Genomic DNA, 18,346 nt, shown 5'->3' on the forward strand with positions numbered 1-18,346 from the left:
GTTAAAGGAGTAGAAGAAGTCACTTCTCAGCTGCTAACGGGAGCCTAATCGTAATCTCGGTCCCACCTTGCTCGCGGTCGTCAACACGAATCTTTCCGCCAGAGTGAGTGATGGTCCAATAGACGAGCCACAATCCGAGTCCGCTGCCGTGAGAGAGTGTCTCGATAGCACCGCCCGATTCAAGAACGTTTCTGTCAAACTCCGGAATACCCGGACCATTGTCTCGCACGCGGAGGATACCCCATGAACTGTCAACAGTAAGGTCAACAGATACACGTGGTTCGTCGCTGTCGTTGTGGACTACAGCGTTAATCAGTAGCTCTTCGATAGCGGTATCAATCGAGTCAGACGCAGAGACAACAAGTTGAGCCGGGGCCGAAACATCGATACTTGCGTTAGACCATTTTTGACCCGTCTCTTCCGCAAGATTTCGAACTACCTGTCCGAGGTCTACCGGGGCCGGGTCGCGTGGATCACTGAGGCCGTCAGTAATCTTTCGTGACTTCTCGCTCGTCGTCAACAGGCCGTTAGCTCGCTCAACAATAACATCGGCAGCAGCCTTGAGGTCACCATCGAGTTCATCTTGAAGCTGCTTGCCTCGACCACGGATTACATTCACATCGTTGCGAATATTATGGCGCAAAATATTGTCGAAGACTTTCAACTGTCGCGTCCGCTTGTCGAGATTGGTGACATCCCGACAGATCGCAACTGTGCCTGTGAGTTCTCCATCCTCATAGTAGGGGTACCGGCTCGTGTAGAAGACCGCCTCCTTGTCAGTATGTGTGAACGTCGGCTCAACACTGTATTCGACTGGCTGTTCGGTCTCGATTACACGCTGTTTCTGCCGGGCAATCTCTGTGGCAGTGGCTGCGTCCATAAACTCGTATTCACCATCGCCGAGTAATTCATCCCTTGAGAGCCCGGCAAACGAGCACAGTGCGTCGTTAACCAGTCGAAACTCTCCCTCACAGCTCTGGAGCATAATTGGATCCTCAAGCCGCTCAACAATATCACGATATAAGGAGAGCCGTTGCTCAATCTCTTTGCGCTCGGTGATATCTCTTTGGACTGCGACGAAGGCTTTCGGCTCACCATCTTCGACAATTGGCGCGATAGTTTGATCTGCGACGTACTGGGAGCCGTCTCGTCGTTGGTTTGTAATTTCTTCATGCCACGTGTCGCCAGCGGTGATCGTCTCCCAAAGATCACTGTAGTAGTCGTCGGTCATCGCTCCAGAACTGATAAGCTCTGGTGACTCACCGACAGCTTCAGTCCGACTGTAACCCGTAATCGATTCGAACTCTGAGTTGACGTACTTGATCGTTCCTGTCGCGTCGGACATCCAGATGGCGTGACCAGAGGATTCAACCGCTTGTTTGAATAGTTCCAGCGTCTCCGTCCGTTTTTTGAGACGCAGTGATTGGGTTCGCAGCCTCGTAAGTGCCTCTACCCGCCATTCTAATTCAGCCTTTTTGATCGGCATCGAAACCACTTCGTCAGCGGTTTCGAACACAACGCTGTCGGCAATCTCACCACGATCGGTTTCAATAACGGAGAGGTCTGCTCCCGGAATGAGCAGAAGGCATGGCAAGAGAGCGGGCTCAGCCTTTCGTTTCCGAGCTCGGAGCGTTTCAGCATGCGTCTGTAACATCTCCCCATCAACGATACAACAATCGAATGTCGCTGTTTCGACTGGCTGGTCAGGATCGACAAGCGTGTAGCTATCGTGGGATTCAATCCACTCAACAATCAGCCGCCGATCTCCTTTATCAGAGAGTAAAGGGAACAAGGCCGCTTGGTCAGTAACATCATCAGAGAAGTCATTTACAGAAAGTGTATCGTTCATCGATCGCCCCCCTCGCTATTGTTTGTAGCCTCAGTCGTCTGTAACTCAACAACAAAGGCTACGCCAGGTTGATCCGTCTCAGTTGCTTCTCTGGGCAATTCATCCTCACTGCAATCCGCGATCCAGACTTTTCCATCGTAACTCTCAAGAAGATTATCAACGAGGAACAAACCCATTCCGGTCCCCCCGCTCTCTAGTCCCTTCTGACCTTCTTGAAACAGATCTTTTCGGACGTCGGCTGGAATTCCTGGTCCGTTGTCAGCCACTCTGACACGGACGGTGTCATCCATCTCTTCAACGGTGATGACTACCTTCGGATCTGGTCTTTGATTGTGTTGGACCGCATTGTTGACAAGGTTCCGAAACACTGACGAGAGCAACTCATTTGCCAGTACCCGCGTTTCTTGATCGGGTGGGTCTGGCATCGTAATTTCTGCGTCGGAAAACGTCTCCCGACGCTTTTCGAGTTCTTCAGTGAGGAGTTGTCGAAGTGAGATCGGCTTGAGATCTGGCGTTTCATCACCGTGAATGAGTGCTGATAGGTCACGGGCAACGTTTGTGAGTTCGATAACATGATTTCCTGCCCGGAGGACCCGGTCAAGTTTCTCTTTACCGTCCGAAGAGAGCTCATTTTCAAGCATTTCTCCCCACGAAACAATGACGTTCATATCATTTCGGATATCATGACGGAGAACTCTGTTCAACACGTCGAGTTGCTCACGTTGCTCACGAAGACGTTCTTGGAGATCTCGGAGATCAGTAATTTCGTGATTAACGGCGATGAACTGTGTGATATCACTATTTGGGTTTTCAACCGGAGCAATTGTTTGTTGGACAATATACCTCTCGCCGTCTTTGCGTCTGTTGACAACCGTGCCATGCCACGTCTCACCGGCGGTGATAGTCTTCCACAGCTCTTCATAGAACGCCTCATCATGTTCACCAGATTTGAGCATCCGCGGGGTATTTCCGACGACTTCCTCACTTGTATACCCTGATTGTGACTCAAAACCTCTATTGACGTACTCAATTGTTCCGTCGACGTCGGTGATCAATACTCCGTGACCGGCGTGTCGGTCGCGGATTTGGCGGAGTTGCTCACGTCGGTTGAACGCGACAGTCGACTGGTCTCGCAGGCGGAGAGCCATCTCTAGTTGTTCGCCAAGTCTGTGTTCTGCGAGTGGCATATCGATCAGCCCATCGATAGCATCCCACAGCTCCGGGTGTGTCTCGCGGAGACGATTACAGATCTGGCGGTGCTTTGCCTCAGGGACCAACAACAGGTACGGCAGCACAACCTGCTCATGTTGCTTTCGTGTGAGCAGTTCCGAGCGGTGCTCATTGAGGGCTGTCTTGTCGACGAGACAGCAGTCGAACGCCGCCTCAGCGATATCTACGCTCTCAACAATCGTATATTGGTCATGTTTGGTTAGCCACTCTGTGAGGACACGTCGGTTCCCTTGGTCACTAACCAGCAGCAAGACGCGCTTTGCTTCGTCGGCTGTCTCTTGATATGGCTGCTGTTCGTTCGTGGACATGAGGTTTGATCGTGTGGGCTCGTATTTGGTGCCTATATCACGCGAGGGCTACGATTGGTCGGTGTCAGCCACATCGCGACTAGTGCCGCCAGTATCCTCGTTCCAGTCAGGCGTCCCAGTGAGAATGCCCCGAAGTTGTGGGAGAGGCTCCCCGACGCGTATCCCGTCGGCCGTAATCTCAAGTTCGCGAAGGCTGCGTTCGAAGTCGCTCGTTCGCATTTTCAGTGTCCCAATCACTTTCCGCATCTCGCCACGGTACTCAACGTGGCGCAGGAACACAATATTATCGGCAAGATTGCTCGTCCGCTCTTCAGACGCTTGGAAGTCCCCGGTGATATTGTGGACTTCATTAACCAGGAGAGTGGTGACACCAGCAGCCCGCAGGAACCGGCCAATCCGCACCAACGCACCCGTCGTGTCGGCAAGTCCACGGAGATTCTCTTGGAAGCCTTGTGACCCATCAATCATTACAACCTCAGTCCCGTCGGTAACGGCCTCCCGGAGGAGTTGCTCAAATTCACCAACCGTGTACTCATCGGGAGAGACCTCAACAATAGAGAGTTCACCGCCTTCCAGCGCAGCCTGAAGTGGAAGCCCAATTGCTTTTGCGCGATCACGAATGGTCCATTCTGCTTCTTCGAACTGGAATAATACGCTCTGTTTGCCCGCAAGTGCTGCTTGAATGAGAAACTGAAGCCCAGTCGTCGTCTTGCCGACACCGGTTGGCCCACTAAGCATTGTTATCGTGCCCTGATCTAAGCCGCCATAGAGCAACTCATCGAGTTCGTCCACGCCAGACGACAGCGGTTCTGCGTCGATCGCTTGTTTCTGCGTATCGGGTACGAGCTCCGGCCAAACTTCCAGTCCCGCTGTAGAAATATCGTAGAAATGATCTCCACGTCGGAACGATGACCCTCGGAACTTAGAGACAGTGACCATCCGGCTCTCAGAAGTTACATCAAGAGAAATGACAGTATCAACAAGAAATTGGATATCATCGTCTTTGATTGGCCCCCCAGCTTGAGACGTTAACATGCCCATCGCGCCAATTTCTTTGAGATAATCAAGGAGACCAAGGATTCCAGACCGGAATTGCCGCTCGTCAGTTGTAAGATGCCTGAATTCTGTGATTGGGTCCAGTAACACGCGATCTGGTTCAATCTCATCAATCTTCTCACGGAGTTCCGCAATAAAATCCGGCTGTTCAACTTCCGCTGACTCAAAGACAGTGTAAGAGTTACGCTCTGAGAACTGTTCTTCTGTCGGCGAAATATTATGGAAGTGAATTTGCTCGGTATGAAGATCGAATGCATCAGCGGTTTCTTCAACGTACGCCTGCGGCTCACCCATGTTGACGTACAGAGATGTCTCGCCGGCGTCTATCCCCGTCGAAAGAAAATGTAAACCGAAAATTGTCTTCCCTGAACCAGGCGACCCGCGTATAAGCACGTTTCGCGGGTGAATAAGACCGCCGTCTAATATATCGTCTAACCCACTAATACCCGTGGACAATCGCTGACCTGTCATAATAGCATATTACCCTTAGTATTCAAGTAGTTTGTTGCTGTGACCGTGTTCTAGTATCACCTTTTGTGAAATACTACATGATCTACTGATCTCCGTTCTAGAGATCCACACTAGACTTATCTCGAATCTGGTGCCCGGAGGGTACAGATCTATATTATATATTTGAAAATAGAATGTCAACAGAGCCGGCAAGATGACTGTCACTCTGTATTGCCACCATCACCTACTACCTTGACCGAATTACCCACCTGCGCTCCGACATGTTCACCCGCTATATCGCTAACCCGGTTAGGGTCCGCATCAATAGTGAACCCGCTGAGGCGGTCTTGAAGCTTCCCCGCTCGTTCTTTGAGATTGTCTGCATTCTGAGAGACCTCCGCAAGCGACGACGTTTGTTCTTCGGCTGCTGCGGAAACATTATCGGACTCGCTGTTCACCTCATTTGCCGCGTTAGCGACCTCCTCGACGATGCTTACGACCTCTTCCGTAGAGGCAGCTTGGCTGTCTGTTGCGTCACTAATCTCCTGAATACCATCATTCACGCCTTCGACAGTGGTCGTGATCTCATCGAGCGCAGCGAGAGCCGACTCAACCGTGTCTGCGCCCGAACGAACCTGTTCCTGCATTAACTCCATATCCCCAACGGCTTCACCAGAGGTAGACTGTACACGTTCAATCCGCTCGGTAACGTCATCAACCGCCTCCGCTGTCTCCTCTGCAAGCTCTTTCACTTCGTCTGCCACTACAGCGAACCCGGACCCGGCCTCACCGGCACGAGCCGCTTCTATCGAGGCATTCAGCGCAAGCAGGTTCGTCTGTTCAGCAATATCCTCGATCAACTCAACAACATCTCCGATTTCCTCAAGTTCGTCCGCGAGCGTGTTGACCTGCTCGACCGTCTGCTCAGACTGCGACTCGATATCCTCCATCTCATCAATCGCCTCTGTCGCGGCCGCTTGACCGCTATTGCTGAGTTCAACGGCATCCTGAGAAGCTGTGGCAACTTCATCCGCTGAGGACGCAACCTCTTCAACGGTTCCGGAAAGATTCTGCATCTCGTCCGATGCCTCTCGGCTCTGCCCATGCTGTGTATCCGCGTCTGCCGCAATCGCTTGGATAGAGTCCGCGACTTGCTCGCTCGCACGCTGCGTCTCTGCCGTCGATGCACTCACGTCTTCACTCGCGGACGCGACCTCATCTGCGAAGTTTTGAATCTGCGCGAACGTCAGCTCAAGATCCTCTACCATATCGTTGAACGTGGTGGCGATCTTCACCATCGCCTCGTTGCTCACGTCGGTGTCGAGTCGGCGGGTGAAATCACCGGCTGCGCACTCAACCATGACCGACTGGTAGTCGGTAGCGGCCTGCTCGAGTTCCGCGTTAAGTTCCTGCATCTCTTCGCGCTGTTCGGCCGCCTCTACTTCCTTCTCTTTGGCACGATCTCTTGCTTGCTTTGCTTCTTCTAGTTTCTCTTGGACCTTCTCGCGGGCCTGTTGTCGCTGAATCGCGAGCGATTGCCAGAGGAACGTGATTGTCCCCGCAAGCATCAACACGCCAACAGCGTGTATCCCACCCCAAACGACCGGGTTGGCCATTGCTGCCGGGTGATTGTAGACGGTGAACCACTCTAAGAGCCCGAACACGCTGTGTTGGATGGCGACATAGCCGATTGTGATCGCGAACGGTACCCAGTCTTCATAGAGTGCGACAAGCCCGACTCCCACAAAGTAGAGGAAGTGTGCCTCGATGAATCCTCCAGTAAAGTAGGCCAGCACTGACGCCTGTACCATGAACGCGACAGCGCCCGTGGCGGCTCTGGTTCTGCGAGGGAGTACCGGTAGTGCGGCTATCACCACCAATCCTAAGACGATGCTAGTGCCGACAATGGAGTGTAGCATCGGAATCACTGGCAATTCAGCACCAGTGATCGACTCCATGCCGGTCATCCGACTGACGCCGAAAACAAACGGAACGAAAGCGAGCGTGAACGCCAACACACCGATGTGCCGCCGGCCGAACGTCTCGTCAGGAATCTCCGTGCCATTCGGTGTGTTCTCTATGTACTGCTGAAGTGGCGATTCTGTGTCTGTCAGGCCCATACATCGCTACGGCGCGACCTCCTATTTAATCGCTCTCGCCAAGTTATCGCTTTTGAGAAACCTCTGCGCTGTTGAAATCCTTAACCGGTGATATGTCCTCAGCGATTTGCTGAATAGGGAGCGCAAGTCTTCTACAGCGTTCCACTCAGTCCAGATACCCTAATTCACGGAGCGATTCAAGCGTTTTTTCATCTATGTCAGCTCTTTCAATCGCTTTTTGCCCCGCTACATAATGTTCTTTCATCATACCGCACAATTGACGTGCGGTACGTAATTTGAATCTTAGCTCTGGATCCGTCACGTCTTCTTGAACGCTCTTGAGCATCGTATCTATATGCTCATATGAATCTACTCCCATATTCGCATATCAGGGAATTTAATATATGAACTTTACCACATTTCTCACTATTTTTATAAGCTTTCTACCCTTCCACAACAACTGTTATTTACTTTTATTACTCCATTCGGGCCGGTGAATCCACTCTATCGGTCATGTGGTTACTGACAGCGACTGTGGAGTTAATTCCGCTCGTGCTGTATAGAGGGAGCGAATGTGGTACGAACCGAGGTTGGTCTACGGGAGAGAGTGATCGCTCAGTACAGTCCGTATATTGCCTGTGTTTGACTTACACTCGGCACCTTTTGGAATCTCTCTGGAGGCCGTTATCACGAGTTGATTTTATAACAGATTCAACAGACTCAATCTATTGATAATGCTGTCGGACCAACTTGCGCTGTGCCTCATGTACGTCCCAGATTAACAAATATGTCTATTATCGGAGAACAAGTGACTGGTAGAGCGATTACGATGATCTACAGACACCAGATGCAATAAGTTGTTAGAGGCGTGTACCACTGCTAGACTCATATACCAAACGACACTTTACACGTGGTCCCGTATAGTCGTAGTGAGGCTACGAAACTGATGAAATCTAACAGTCGGAAAATAATCGGAGGTGCCGTTGTTGCAATCGCCTTGCTCGCCGTTGTCGGCAGCGGGGTAGCATTCGCGCAAGGGAGTGGATCATCACTCGTATCGGACGTTGATGACGACGACTCAATTCCAGAGAGTAACGTCACACTTTCTGAGCAAGAAGCAATTGATATCGCAACTGCCGAAGCTAATGGGACTGTTAATGAAGTTGAACTTGAAAACGAAGACGGCGTACCTGTCTACGAAATCAAGCTCGTGACGACAAGCGGCTCAGAGACCGAAGTTGCTGTCCACGCAGACGATGGCACGGTCCTCGAAACTGAGAGCGAAGACGAGGAGATGGACGAAGACTCGATCTCGGAGAGTAACGTCACACTTTCTGAGCAAGAAGCAATTGATATCGCAACTGCCGAAGCCAACGGAACTGTTGACGAAGTTGAACTCGAAACCGAGGATGGCGCACCCGTCTACGAAGTCGAACTCGTGACGGCAAACGGCTCAGAAACTGAAGTTGCCGTCCACGCAGACGATGGTACGGTCCTCGAAACTGAGAGCGAAGCCGACGAAGATGAGCGGGAAGACGAAGAGATGGACGACGAAGATGAGTACGAAGACAGCGACGACGAATAAACTGTGATGTCGGTCAATAATATGACCGTCAGAACTAACGGTCACGTGTGACCACCGTGGCAAATAATTAGATAGCCCCCACACCCAATTTCATTATATGACGGAGATTGAATTGTTTGAACCGGAAACGTTCATCCGGGCTCTTACGCTCTTAGTGACGATGATCGTGGTTCTTATTACCGCGTTCGCCTACTATCGCACTCGGGTCCGTCGTATTCTGGTCCTTGCGCTGCTCGCAGCGCTACTCGCAACCGATCTCATGTTAGAGGTCGGTGACGAGTTCTTCGAGGAAGGTATCCCACACTTCGAGTTGCTCACGAGCCTGTTTGCACTCGGGATTGCACTCCTCTTGTTATCGACAGTAGTCTGGCGCTTCGACTGGCAGCCACGATGACATCCCCACGCGCCACACCCGGCTCACAGAGACGAAACGCAGATGGTTAGACGCCGACCTCAAGACGGCGAGGAAGACATCCTTGAGCTAGAGACGCGAAAGGAAATCTTCGAATACGTCAAAGCAAACCCGGGTGTTCACTTCAGCCAAGCGAAGCGCCAACTCGATATGGAGACCGGGCTTTTACAACACCATCTCGACACGCTCGAAAACTATGACGTGCTCATGAGCGAGGACCATCAGGGTAAACGTCGGTTGTTCGTTGCCGAGGAACTCGATAGTGAAGAGCGAGAGATACTGTCGTCCCTCCGATACGAGACGACCCGCCATGTCTTGTTGTTCTTGATACAAGAGGAGACGGCCCGAAATGGGGCAATCGCCGAAGAGGTCGGCGTGGCACCAGCGACGGTTTCTTGGCACGTGTCACGCCTCGTTGAAGAGGAGATTATCTCCGAGGTTCGAGATGGCCGAACGACGCTCTACACTGTTGCCGACGAGGAATTGACGATGCAACTCCTCGTACGATATCAGGAAAGTTTCGTTGACAGAGCAGTCGATAATGTGCTGGATTTCTGGGGTTAACTCCGCGATCTGAAGTACAAACTAATTAAAAATATACTTCATTCTTACACCACTACCTAACAGATACATGTATCCCCAGCATGGTCACCGGAACATACGTTAAAATCACAGAGCTTCCGGCAGCCAACACGCAAGCGAATTCTATCGGTTGATTTAGCATTCAGATAGAAGAGACGCAGTTCCCGTGCTGACCACACCCTCTATATTCAGCAATTAGTAGCAGCCTATGTCACATATCGAATAGTTGTTTCGCCAGGTTGGGCAAGAGCCATCTACAAATTGGCCTACGATTAGGCCTAGAAATCAGTATAGAGAACTCGATTGAACCGTCGGCTCGAAAACCGGATCTACACCCGGGTCGGACCCGACATCGCCCGTAACATACGAGATCTTCTTCCGCTCTCGCTCGGCAGCTGCTGGACTCATTTCTCCGAGGTAGTGGTTCCGGAACGTCTCCCAGTCTTCCCAGACGCCTCAACTCATCACGACGGCAGGAAGAACACCGCAGTCCCATAGCAGATGACCGCCCCAAGTACGCCGGAGGTCGTGAACGTCTAGGTAAGTCCATCCCTCGTCACCGGTCGCTGCGTAGCGTCGCTCGCCAGCTCGCTTCACCCAGCGATAGATCGAGTTCGGCTCAACGCCGACAATTGGTTCGTCGGTTGTCGCGTCTCGACTGCGGACAATTCCGGAAGATGGCGAGCCATATGGTCATGTCTCGCGAATCGGATATAGCGGCTGGTATGTGGTATCATGAGGCGTCTATATCGTTGTGTACGTGTCGATAGGGGTTGTCGGCGACCAGCGGTACCGGCTAGGCGACTCTCGCGCCACCGAAGATCAGCTGGCTCCCGATGATCGCGAGGAGGGCGTGAACGACCTCGCGCTGGAGTCGTTCGCTCACGCGTTCGCCGAGGCGCATTCCGACGGTGAGGCTGGAAACCACGAGGGTCGGTGTGGCGGCCGACGTCAGGGCAAAGCCGAGGTCTAGGAGGGTCCGAGCGCGGTCACGAGCGCGACCGTCTCCACCGGTCCGGCTGGGGGGCCGAGAAGCATACATTCGACGCGAGTGGAAGTAGAATACCGGATTCTAACACATCCAGAGACAAAGAATCAAATAGTCAATCAGAGTGGGATTTGCTATCATGCTTCCAGACGATCTCCCAGTTGATCGCCAGAAATTGCTGACGTGGGAAACAGAATGCTGGCAGTGTGGCGAGCAAACGCCTGTGGTCTGGCCACGAGGAGACCATCTTGATACTCCCCTCGGAGATATATTAGCGAATTACCAAACCCCTGTTGAACGGGTCTACAGCAATACTCTCAGCAAGAAAGTCTGGGGGAACGTCTGTCAGCACTGTGATTCTTACCAAGGAAATCATTTCATCCAGCAAGAGGCACTGGAGATTGACCCTCCACTGGTAGAATGTCCACATTGTGGGGATGAACACGAATGGAACCCGGACCAAGGGATGGGTGGGGCATTTGGACAGGGATGGGTCTCATGTCCAGAATATGGTGAAATACCGGTTGGTGACCCACGAGGAGAGTGACGAATTCCTTCGCTCTATACAGGCCCAGATCAGTAGTATTTCAAAACTCGAATGAGTAGATTGCGACATGTACGATCTCACTGGCTTTCAGCGCGATCTGCTGTACGTAGTTGCCGGACTTGATGACCCCCACGGACTTGCGATCAAAGACGAGCTCGAGGACTACTACGAAAAGGAAATCCATCATGGGCGGCTCTATCCCAACCTCGACACGCTCGTTGAGAAGGGACTCATCGAAAAGAGTCAGCGCGACCGACGGACCAACGAGTACAGCACTACTCGCCGGGGCACTAGAGAAATCGAAGCTCGGACTGAATGGGAAGCCGGGTATATTGACCACGACGGGTGAGCGAACCGCTGTGTTCGAGGACTGTTTGACTCTAGTATTTCGCGCTCTTCTCGCGAGAGATCCACTTAGGATCACTAGGCATCGTAGAAAGAGTGTTTTAGATTAATATTACAGTTAAGGTTAAGATTAACTCATATCGTTCCAATTGCCGAGCTATACTTGGAATCTGTTCGAGAAGGGCATCAGCCGGGCAGTAGCTCAGACAGGCAACGGACAGTTTTCTAGGTCTCGTCGATGACGACTCCGACGACGAGTAGTACGGCACTAGCCACATCTGAGTATAGCCTCACCGCTGACAGAGCGATCGCTCGATGTTGCCGTCATGGGTACTATCTGTTGCTTTGCTATTGTTAGGGTTTTTCCTAACACTTATCGGAACAGGGTGCGTCTACACGTGTGTGGATGAGCGATGATGTCACCGTACTTGAAGACGAGATTGAAGCCTACGCCGACGGCACCGTTGCGAGGGTACGCGTGCTTTCGGTCCCGACCTCAGACCGGTTCGAGGACGGGATCAAGTACGCCTACCACTACGGCGAAGCCGGCGCAGATGATCCGATCATCCGGTTCGACAACCACCACGGCGTCCACGAACTCCACCTCGGCGGTGAGACCTTCGAGATCGACTACCCCGGCCTTGCGGAGATCTTCCGCGCCTGGCGGGCGGCACTCCCAGAAGAGAAGCGCGACGACTGGTAGCCCGATCAACTACGGTGACCAACGTACAGACCCGCGACTAATTCCGACCCACAGCCCTACACCCCACCCATGACCCAGACACTCCACGTTCAGATCAAGTCCGCCGACCGTAGTGATCTCGAAGAGCGTCTCGAAGCGATCGACGCTGGCGAGGACGTTGACCCCAGCGAGCCGACGCTGTCGATCGAGAACCTCGAAACGTTCGGCCGCGTTTTCCGCTCGACCAACCTTGAGCTCTTGGAGGCGATCGTCGAACACGAGCCGGGGAGCATCCGCGAGCTCGCACGCCTCGTTGACCGGAACCCGCCAGAGGTCCTCGAGAACGTGAACGAACTGGCTGACTACGGCCTCGTCGAACTCGAGGAAAATGGCCGAGCAAAGCGCCCAGTTGTGTGGTACGACGAGATCGACGCGGACCTCCCGCTCACGAGTAAGTCCGGACAGGGCCCGAAGGCGAACGCCTGACCCAACGAGCACACAATAGGCGACGACGTCGATCCCGAGGATCCGCGCCCCGGTGGTCACTACCATGTCGACCGCAACGCAAAGTGGTACTACGTCGACGACGACCACGCAGGGACGATTGCCCTCGGGCCAGCGACCGACGGTGAGCCCGGTGACGACTGGGTGCTTACGCTCTCGGCTGCAACGTCGGACGAGGATCCCAATCCGGCCGAGCGTGTCGCCGTTCGTCTCACTCCGTGGGCGCTCCACGAGCTCTACACTGAGTCGCGGAATCTCTCACCAGACGCTCGTCAGGCAGGCCACACCGCCGAGTGTGGGCTCTGCGGCGAGCAGGTTCCACTCGACCGGGCATGGCCAGATAACCGCAAGCAGCCGTGTCACCCAGACTGCTACGCCGATGCGTTCGGTGCGCCTCCCTGGTACGATGGACAGTAGCTGGGTGTCGCTAGGGCGTCTAGGATGAGCGAGAGCAAGCTTCTCATCGCCGCTGGTGCGACTGTACTCTGGGCCATCTTTGGGGTGCTCTTGCTTGAATTGACGAGTTTGGTGTCGGCCTTCGAGCTCGCAGTTTCTGGCCCGATCTTTGATCTTACATCGTTACTTGATGTGTGGCTACTGGCTGGGATTATCCTCGGTGTCGTTGACGTCGCCCACCTCTGGGACATGGTCACTGGGTGGTGACCACGAAACAGCGACACCGCCCTAGTACCCGGCTAGCAGCCGTTTGTCTGGAGGAAGCTGTCTGACTAATCTTAAGATTAAGGTTAAGATTAATTCATTTGAGTGAAATACTCTCTCAGGGCGTGAATACGAATACCAGTATCTACAAATTGGTTATCTAAGAACAATTTCTCGGAGCCTCCATACAGTCCGAAACGACTGCCACAAGATATTAGTTCTCGGTTCACGTATCATGAATTACGATGGTGGTAACAAACGCCCCGGCTGCGGACGAGAACGGCTCGAAAGAGGGCACCGCACGCTCCTTTATCGCAGCCTCAGAGATACTGGTGAATCCCGACATCGCCAGAGTCTATACTGACATCCTGCTGAATCAGCCTACTACGAACAGCAGTATCGAGCGTAGACTCGATCTTGCCGGAAGTACAACCTCAATGCGGGTTGGAAAGCTCAAAAACTTAGACATTGTCGAGGATGTCAGTAGCGGGAAAGAGAGCCAGCTCCGGACTGATTCACTATTTCTCCCCGTTGGGGAGGGAGAGACGCGGATACTGTTTGACCCGCTTACGATCGCCGCTTACGGTGCAAGCGGCGAGGTCAGTGAGATCGAACTCTTCGTTGATCGGCACGGCAAGGCGAAGCTGCTGATGGCGGTTGAGCAGACACGGGCATACCTCAGTGGCGAGGTGACTCGTCGTGGAGCAGCAGACCGCCTCAATGTTGATGAGATCGAGGCTATCAGCATCACGCAGGCGCTGGAGCCGATTATTGCCCTATTTGTCAAAGCAGGGCTCATCGATGATTCCTTCGAACACGACGTACATGATCGGAAGATTCGAAACACTCCGTACGTGTTTGAGCAGGAATGAGCGATCGACCGAAATTAGTTGACTCTTCACCCCTCTACCCGCTCCCGGATGCACTCCTCGTTGACTCGAGCGTCTTGGGTGGAATCGGGCGATCTACTCCAGAACGGCGACAGCTAATCAACTACATTCAGTCGAATGATAAGCAGTTGTACGTCTCCACTGGAGTAGTCAAGGAGTTGGACAAGGAATGGGCTGGTCCCTACGGTGTCAACGATTGGCTTGATCCAATACGTAACCAGGACTGGATTGTTGCCCTTCCAGAGCCGGATTACGGTGCGCGAATCCGTGACGGCCCGACCGTGAGCGAGATGGTTGACGAAGCACACGGAGAATTAGCCAAGCTCGAACAGGAGCGAGAAGATGAACTCCCGAAAACGGACGCCAAATTCGCCGGTAATCTTGTTCAAATCCGGGTGTCTGAGGGTCACAATTCCGTGGGGCTGATCATCGACGACAGGAACGCAGAGCGCGCACTATCCCAAGTAGTCAGTGAGACGGAGTACGAGCAATTCTTCCGGATACTGAGGGGGCCAGAGGTATTAGAAGAGATACAGTAACACCCTTGTTGCTCTGCTGCCCTTCCGTTTCTGATAGTCCGTTGGATCTTCCACCGTGAGATCGTCCCGCGGTCGACCTTTCGGTACAGTTCGACAGAGAATCATAACGTTCCCTTCCCCGTTGGGGCTGCCCTCCTTGCGCGGTTATGAGATGAGATCCGTTAAGTTAACGACCTCACCATACCACCGCTCCGCATAATCTCGGAGGATAGATTTGATGCGTGCCTTCTATTTTCTACTTAAGTATCTGGAATAATATACTCACTCTAGCTTCTCTTTCTGTTTTTCATTAAATCCGCAGAATGTGTTAGGACTAGGTGAAAACAAGATCGAAACTGTATCGCCGTTGAGGGCTTCTGAAACACACATTTGGAAGAGAAGTAAGGCAGCAGATGTCGTAGGAGGTTGATCTATGCTGTCGACGGCGAAAAATGATTTTTCCGCCTTTTGTGATATCTTGGTCCGGACACAGTTATGCGATCCAACAGAGCAAAACAATCCTTGATCGATACTGTCCAATTCGAACCTACTCAAGCAAAAGTCAACTACTCACTGTGCCTATTCATCCTCGGTATCTGTTGCGGCCAAAATCTCAGGATACCGGTTCCGTATCGTCATCTCGCTTACGTCCGTAGCATGAGCGATATCTGCTTGTCGGAGAGACTCATCGCACTGTTTGGCAGCCGCGTACAGTGCCCCTGCGGCGATGCCTACCGGATGTTTCCCGCTGTGAACACCGTTTTCAACCGCTATTCCGGCGAGACGTCGTGCCTCTCGCTCTGTCGCGTCCGTACACTCCACGTCCGACGCAATCCGCCCGATGAACGAACGAGGATCTGTTGGTGGAATTTCTAACCCGAGTTCACGTGAGACGTGTCGATATGCCCGCTCAACGCGAATTTGTTCGACGCGGCTCACTGTTGAAACCTCGTCGATAGAGCGCGGGACGTCATCCATGCGACTCGCCGCGTACAGCACCGCAGTGGCGACGCTTTCAACGGCTCGACCCGGAAGGAGTCCGTCCGCAAGTGCGCGACGGTAGATGACGCCTGCCGTCTCTCGGGTGCTTTCGGGCACGCCGAGCGCGGAAGCCATGCGGTCGATCTCACCGAGCGCATGCATGAGATTCCTATCCGCCGATGAGCGTCGTCGGAAGCGCTCATCCCATCGTCGAAGGCGACGCATCTGTTGTCGCCGTTCTCCCGACAGCGCGTTCCCCTTCGCGTCGGTGTCTTGCCACCCGATCACCGTCGATAACCCCTTATCGTGTAAGAGGTTCGTGCTCGATGGCCCGACGCGAGAGTCCTGATCGCCGGTGCCGTCCGGCGTGTACAGTTTGATGTTCGTATCAAGCGTCGCGTCTGAAACGACGAGTCCACAGTCGTCACAGACCGCATCAACGTCATCATCGGCTCGACGAAGTCGTCCGTGACACTCCGGACACGTAGTCTGACTGTGCCGTTCGTCCTCATTCTCCTCCGAAACGGAGTCGGTAACAGACTGACAATCGCCGGCTGCGCTTGACGAGGGCGCATCAGTACCGCTTTTGCGGGAAACTGTGTCCGGTCGCTCTTCGTTAGTGCGCTTGTTCATCAAGTCGAATCACCTCTCGTGACCGGGGCAGAACAGACGCGTTCGACTGTGTGCCTGGCCAGTACCGTTCATTGTGGGCTCTGAGCCGGCGTCGAGTCGCTGATCCTGATACCGTGCGCGGTGACTCTCGTAGCAACGGCAGATGGAACTGACCACACTGTCTCGGTGGGTACTGTCACTCCGTCGATCGCGAGGCAGACGAGTTTCCCTCGTCCCCGCCGCGCCGCAATGACAAATTCAAACCGGCGTGATCGGTTGTCAGTCGCCGTCACGTGGACCGTTGAGAGCCCGTTCGCGCTCTCCCATGTTGTCGTGTCGACGACGCTGAGGTCGCCTGCAGGAGTGACAGCGGTCGAGCCGCAGGCTGGACAGGACCCTTCGTGCGGGGCCGTTCCGAGGTACCCGTAATCGGTCTCACACGCAAAGCAGTGTTCCATGGTCTGAGACTAGTATCGATCCACGATCGTCTCTGCGATGTGTGCCCGACCGGAACATGCTGGACAGGCAACTACGTCACCACCGTCTAACCCGAACACGGTCACAAACTGTTGTGAGACGTGTGCTCCGCAGTGGGCGCACTCCGGCATCAGATCACCCCAGCGAACCCTCCATCTCGAGCTCGACGAGCCGGTTGAGCTCGACGGCGTACTCGATCGGCAGCTCCTCCGTGATGGGCTCGATGAAGCCCGAAACGATCATCTGTTTGGCGTCGTCGTCGTCGAGACCGCGCGACTGGAGGTAGAAGATGTCCTCGTCGCCGATCTTCCCAACGGTGGCCTCGTGGGCGACGTCAACCTTCGACTCGTTGATCTCCATGTACGGCATCGTGTCCGACGTCGACTCGTTGTCGAACATCAGCGCGTCACACTCCACGGCGGTTGAGGAGTTCTCGGCGCCGTCCGCGATGTGGACGAGGCCCCGGTAGTTGGTGCGGCCGCCGTCCTTCGCGATCGACTTCGACTCGACCGTGGACTTGGTGTCCGGCGCGTTGTGGTACACCTTCGCGCCGGTGTCGATGTCCTGGCCCTCGCCCGCGAAGGCGATGGTGATGTGGTTGTCGGAGGCGCCGCGGCCCTTCAGGATCGTCGAGGGGTACAGCATCGTCGCCTTCGACCCCATCGAGCCGGAGATCCACTCCATGCGCCCGCCCTTGTCGGCGATGGCGCGCTTGGTGTTCAGGTTGTACGTGTTCTTCGACCAGTTCTGCACGGTCGAGTACTGAACGTGTGCGTCCTCGTCGACGAACACTTCGACGCCGCCGCAGTGGAGGTTGAACTTCGAGTACTTCGGGGCGGAACAGCCCTCGATGTAGTGAACTTCCGAGCCCTCCTCGGCGATGATGAGCGTGTGCTCGAACTGACCCATCCCCTCGGAGTTCATCCGGAAGTACGCCTGGACCGGCATGTCGACGGTGGTGTTTTCGGGGACGTAGACGAACGAGCCGCCCGACCAGATGGCGCCGTGAAGAGCGGCAAACTTGTTGTCGCTCGGGGGGACGCACTTCGTCATGAAGTGCTCGCGGACGAGCTCCTCGTGTTCTTGGACGGCCTCATCCATATTACAGAAGATGACGCCCTTCTCCTCCCAGCGCTCCTGCATGTTCTGGTAGACGACTTCCGACTCGTACTGGGCGCCGACACCGGAGAGCGCGTTCTTCTCGGCCTCCGGGATGCCCAGCTTGTCGAAGGTGTCCTTGATGTCGTCCGGGAGTTCCGTCCAGTCGTCGACGCCGGCACGAACGTCGACGTCCGGCCGAATGTAGGGAACGATCTCGTCGACGTCGACCTCACTCAGGTCCGGCTGGCCGGGCCAGTCGGTGGGCATCGGCATCTCTTGAAACTGTTCGAGTGCTCGCAGGCGCCGCTCCAGCATCCACTCGGGTTCGTCTTTGTCCTCCGAGATGACGCGGACCGTCTCCTCGGTGAGACCCTTCTCGCTTTTGAAGGCGGACTTCTCCTCCTTCTTGAACTCGAATCGGGCCTCAGTGTTCGTCTCTTTGAGATCGTCTTGTTTTGAACTCATCAAAG

18 protein-coding genes are annotated in these 18,346 nt (G+C 54.1%); 10 read left to right on the forward strand and 8 right to left on the reverse strand.

Going from position 1 to position 18,346, the window contains the following annotated elements; all coding sequences use genetic code 11:
• Positions 1 to 19: 19 nt before the first annotated feature.
• The 5 genes from HPS36_RS15475 to HPS36_RS15495 form a co-directional block, all read right to left on the reverse strand.
• Complete coding sequence (locus HPS36_RS15475; protein ID WP_137717169.1) at positions 20 to 1,849, reverse strand: PAS domain-containing protein; 1,830 nt, start codon at positions 1,847 to 1,849, stop codon at positions 20 to 22.
• On the reverse strand, positions 1,846 to 3,387 hold the full coding sequence (locus tag HPS36_RS15480) for a PAS domain S-box protein (protein ID WP_173230885.1): 1,542 nt from the start codon (positions 3,385 to 3,387) through the stop codon (positions 1,846 to 1,848). The genes HPS36_RS15475 and HPS36_RS15480 overlap by 4 nt, the downstream gene beginning before the upstream one ends.
• A gap of 48 nt (positions 3,388 to 3,435) precedes the next feature.
• Positions 3,436 to 4,914, reverse strand: a complete 1,479-nt coding sequence (locus HPS36_RS15485) for an ATPase domain-containing protein (protein WP_173230886.1) — start codon at positions 4,912 to 4,914, stop codon at positions 3,436 to 3,438.
• A 200-nt stretch (positions 4,915 to 5,114) separates the two neighbouring features.
• Positions 5,115 to 7,013, reverse strand: a complete 1,899-nt coding sequence (locus HPS36_RS15490; protein WP_173230887.1) for a methyl-accepting chemotaxis protein — start codon at positions 7,011 to 7,013, stop codon at positions 5,115 to 5,117.
• A 145-nt stretch (positions 7,014 to 7,158) separates the two neighbouring features.
• On the reverse strand, positions 7,159 to 7,371 hold the full coding sequence (locus HPS36_RS15495) for a hypothetical protein (RefSeq protein WP_094520775.1): 213 nt from the start codon (positions 7,369 to 7,371) through the stop codon (positions 7,159 to 7,161).
• 567 nt (positions 7,372 to 7,938) lie between these two features.
• On the opposite strand from HPS36_RS15495, the gene HPS36_RS15500 reads away from it, so the two are divergent.
• From HPS36_RS15500 to HPS36_RS16920, 10 genes are all read left to right on the forward strand, one after another.
• Positions 7,939 to 8,577, forward strand: a complete 639-nt coding sequence (locus HPS36_RS15500; RefSeq protein WP_137694860.1) for a PepSY domain-containing protein — start codon at positions 7,939 to 7,941, stop codon at positions 8,575 to 8,577.
• A 97-nt stretch (positions 8,578 to 8,674) separates the two neighbouring features.
• Positions 8,675 to 8,971, forward strand: coding sequence for a hypothetical protein (locus tag HPS36_RS15505; RefSeq protein ID WP_137694861.1), 297 nt, complete (start codon positions 8,675 to 8,677; stop codon positions 8,969 to 8,971).
• A gap of 42 nt (positions 8,972 to 9,013) precedes the next feature.
• Positions 9,014 to 9,553 carry a winged helix-turn-helix transcriptional regulator gene (locus tag HPS36_RS15510; protein WP_173230888.1) on the forward strand — a complete coding sequence of 180 codons (540 nt, stop codon included), beginning with the start codon at positions 9,014 to 9,016 and terminating at the stop codon, positions 9,551 to 9,553.
• Positions 9,554 to 11,173: 1,620 nt separating this feature from the next.
• The gene (locus HPS36_RS15515) at positions 11,174 to 11,455 is read left to right on the forward strand and encodes a helix-turn-helix transcriptional regulator (RefSeq protein ID WP_004599500.1); all 282 of its coding nucleotides are present in this window, start codon (positions 11,174 to 11,176) and stop codon (positions 11,453 to 11,455) included.
• Positions 11,456 to 11,857: 402 nt separating this feature from the next.
• Positions 11,858 to 12,154, forward strand: coding sequence for a toxin-antitoxin system TumE family protein (locus HPS36_RS15520; protein WP_094557124.1), 297 nt, complete (start codon positions 11,858 to 11,860; stop codon positions 12,152 to 12,154).
• Between the two features lie 69 nt (positions 12,155 to 12,223).
• Positions 12,224 to 12,619: an HVO_A0114 family putative DNA-binding protein gene (locus tag HPS36_RS15525; RefSeq protein WP_173230889.1), complete on the forward strand. Its 396-nt coding sequence runs from the start codon at positions 12,224 to 12,226 to the stop codon at positions 12,617 to 12,619.
• A gap of 15 nt (positions 12,620 to 12,634) precedes the next feature.
• A complete protein-coding gene (locus tag HPS36_RS16915) occupies positions 12,635 to 13,054 on the forward strand; it encodes a hypothetical protein (protein WP_235681784.1) in 420 nt (139 codons plus the stop codon).
• A 24-nt stretch (positions 13,055 to 13,078) separates the two neighbouring features.
• The gene (locus tag HPS36_RS15530; RefSeq protein WP_173230890.1) at positions 13,079 to 13,300 is read left to right on the forward strand and encodes a hypothetical protein; all 222 of its coding nucleotides are present in this window, start codon (positions 13,079 to 13,081) and stop codon (positions 13,298 to 13,300) included.
• Positions 13,301 to 13,542: 242 nt separating this feature from the next.
• Positions 13,543 to 14,169: a DUF7437 domain-containing protein gene (locus HPS36_RS15535; protein WP_173230891.1), complete on the forward strand. Its 627-nt coding sequence runs from the start codon at positions 13,543 to 13,545 to the stop codon at positions 14,167 to 14,169.
• Positions 14,166 to 14,726: a hypothetical protein gene (locus tag HPS36_RS16920; RefSeq protein WP_235681765.1), complete on the forward strand. Its 561-nt coding sequence runs from the start codon at positions 14,166 to 14,168 to the stop codon at positions 14,724 to 14,726. The genes HPS36_RS15535 and HPS36_RS16920 overlap by 4 nt, the downstream gene beginning before the upstream one ends.
• A gap of 558 nt (positions 14,727 to 15,284) precedes the next feature.
• On the opposite strand, the gene HPS36_RS15545 is transcribed toward HPS36_RS16920, so the two are convergent.
• From HPS36_RS15545 to sufB, 3 genes are all read right to left on the reverse strand, one after another.
• A complete protein-coding gene (locus HPS36_RS15545) occupies positions 15,285 to 16,319 on the reverse strand; it encodes a transcription initiation factor IIB (protein ID WP_137717159.1) in 1,035 nt (344 codons plus the stop codon).
• A gap of 446 nt (positions 16,320 to 16,765) precedes the next feature.
• Positions 16,766 to 16,906: a DUF7563 family protein gene (locus HPS36_RS17100; RefSeq protein WP_432508932.1), complete on the reverse strand. Its 141-nt coding sequence runs from the start codon at positions 16,904 to 16,906 to the stop codon at positions 16,766 to 16,768.
• Between the two features lie 4 nt (positions 16,907 to 16,910).
• Entirely contained in the window at positions 16,911 to 18,341 is a 1,431-nt protein-coding gene (gene sufB, locus HPS36_RS15550) for a Fe-S cluster assembly protein SufB (RefSeq protein ID WP_137717158.1), read from the reverse strand.
• Positions 18,342 to 18,346 lie beyond the last annotated feature (5 nt).

Origin of the sequence: Halorubrum salinarum (genome assembly GCF_013267195.1) — an archaeon.
In the GTDB taxonomy this organism is placed as follows: Archaea; Halobacteriota; Halobacteria; order Halobacteriales; family Haloferacaceae; genus Halorubrum; species Halorubrum salinarum.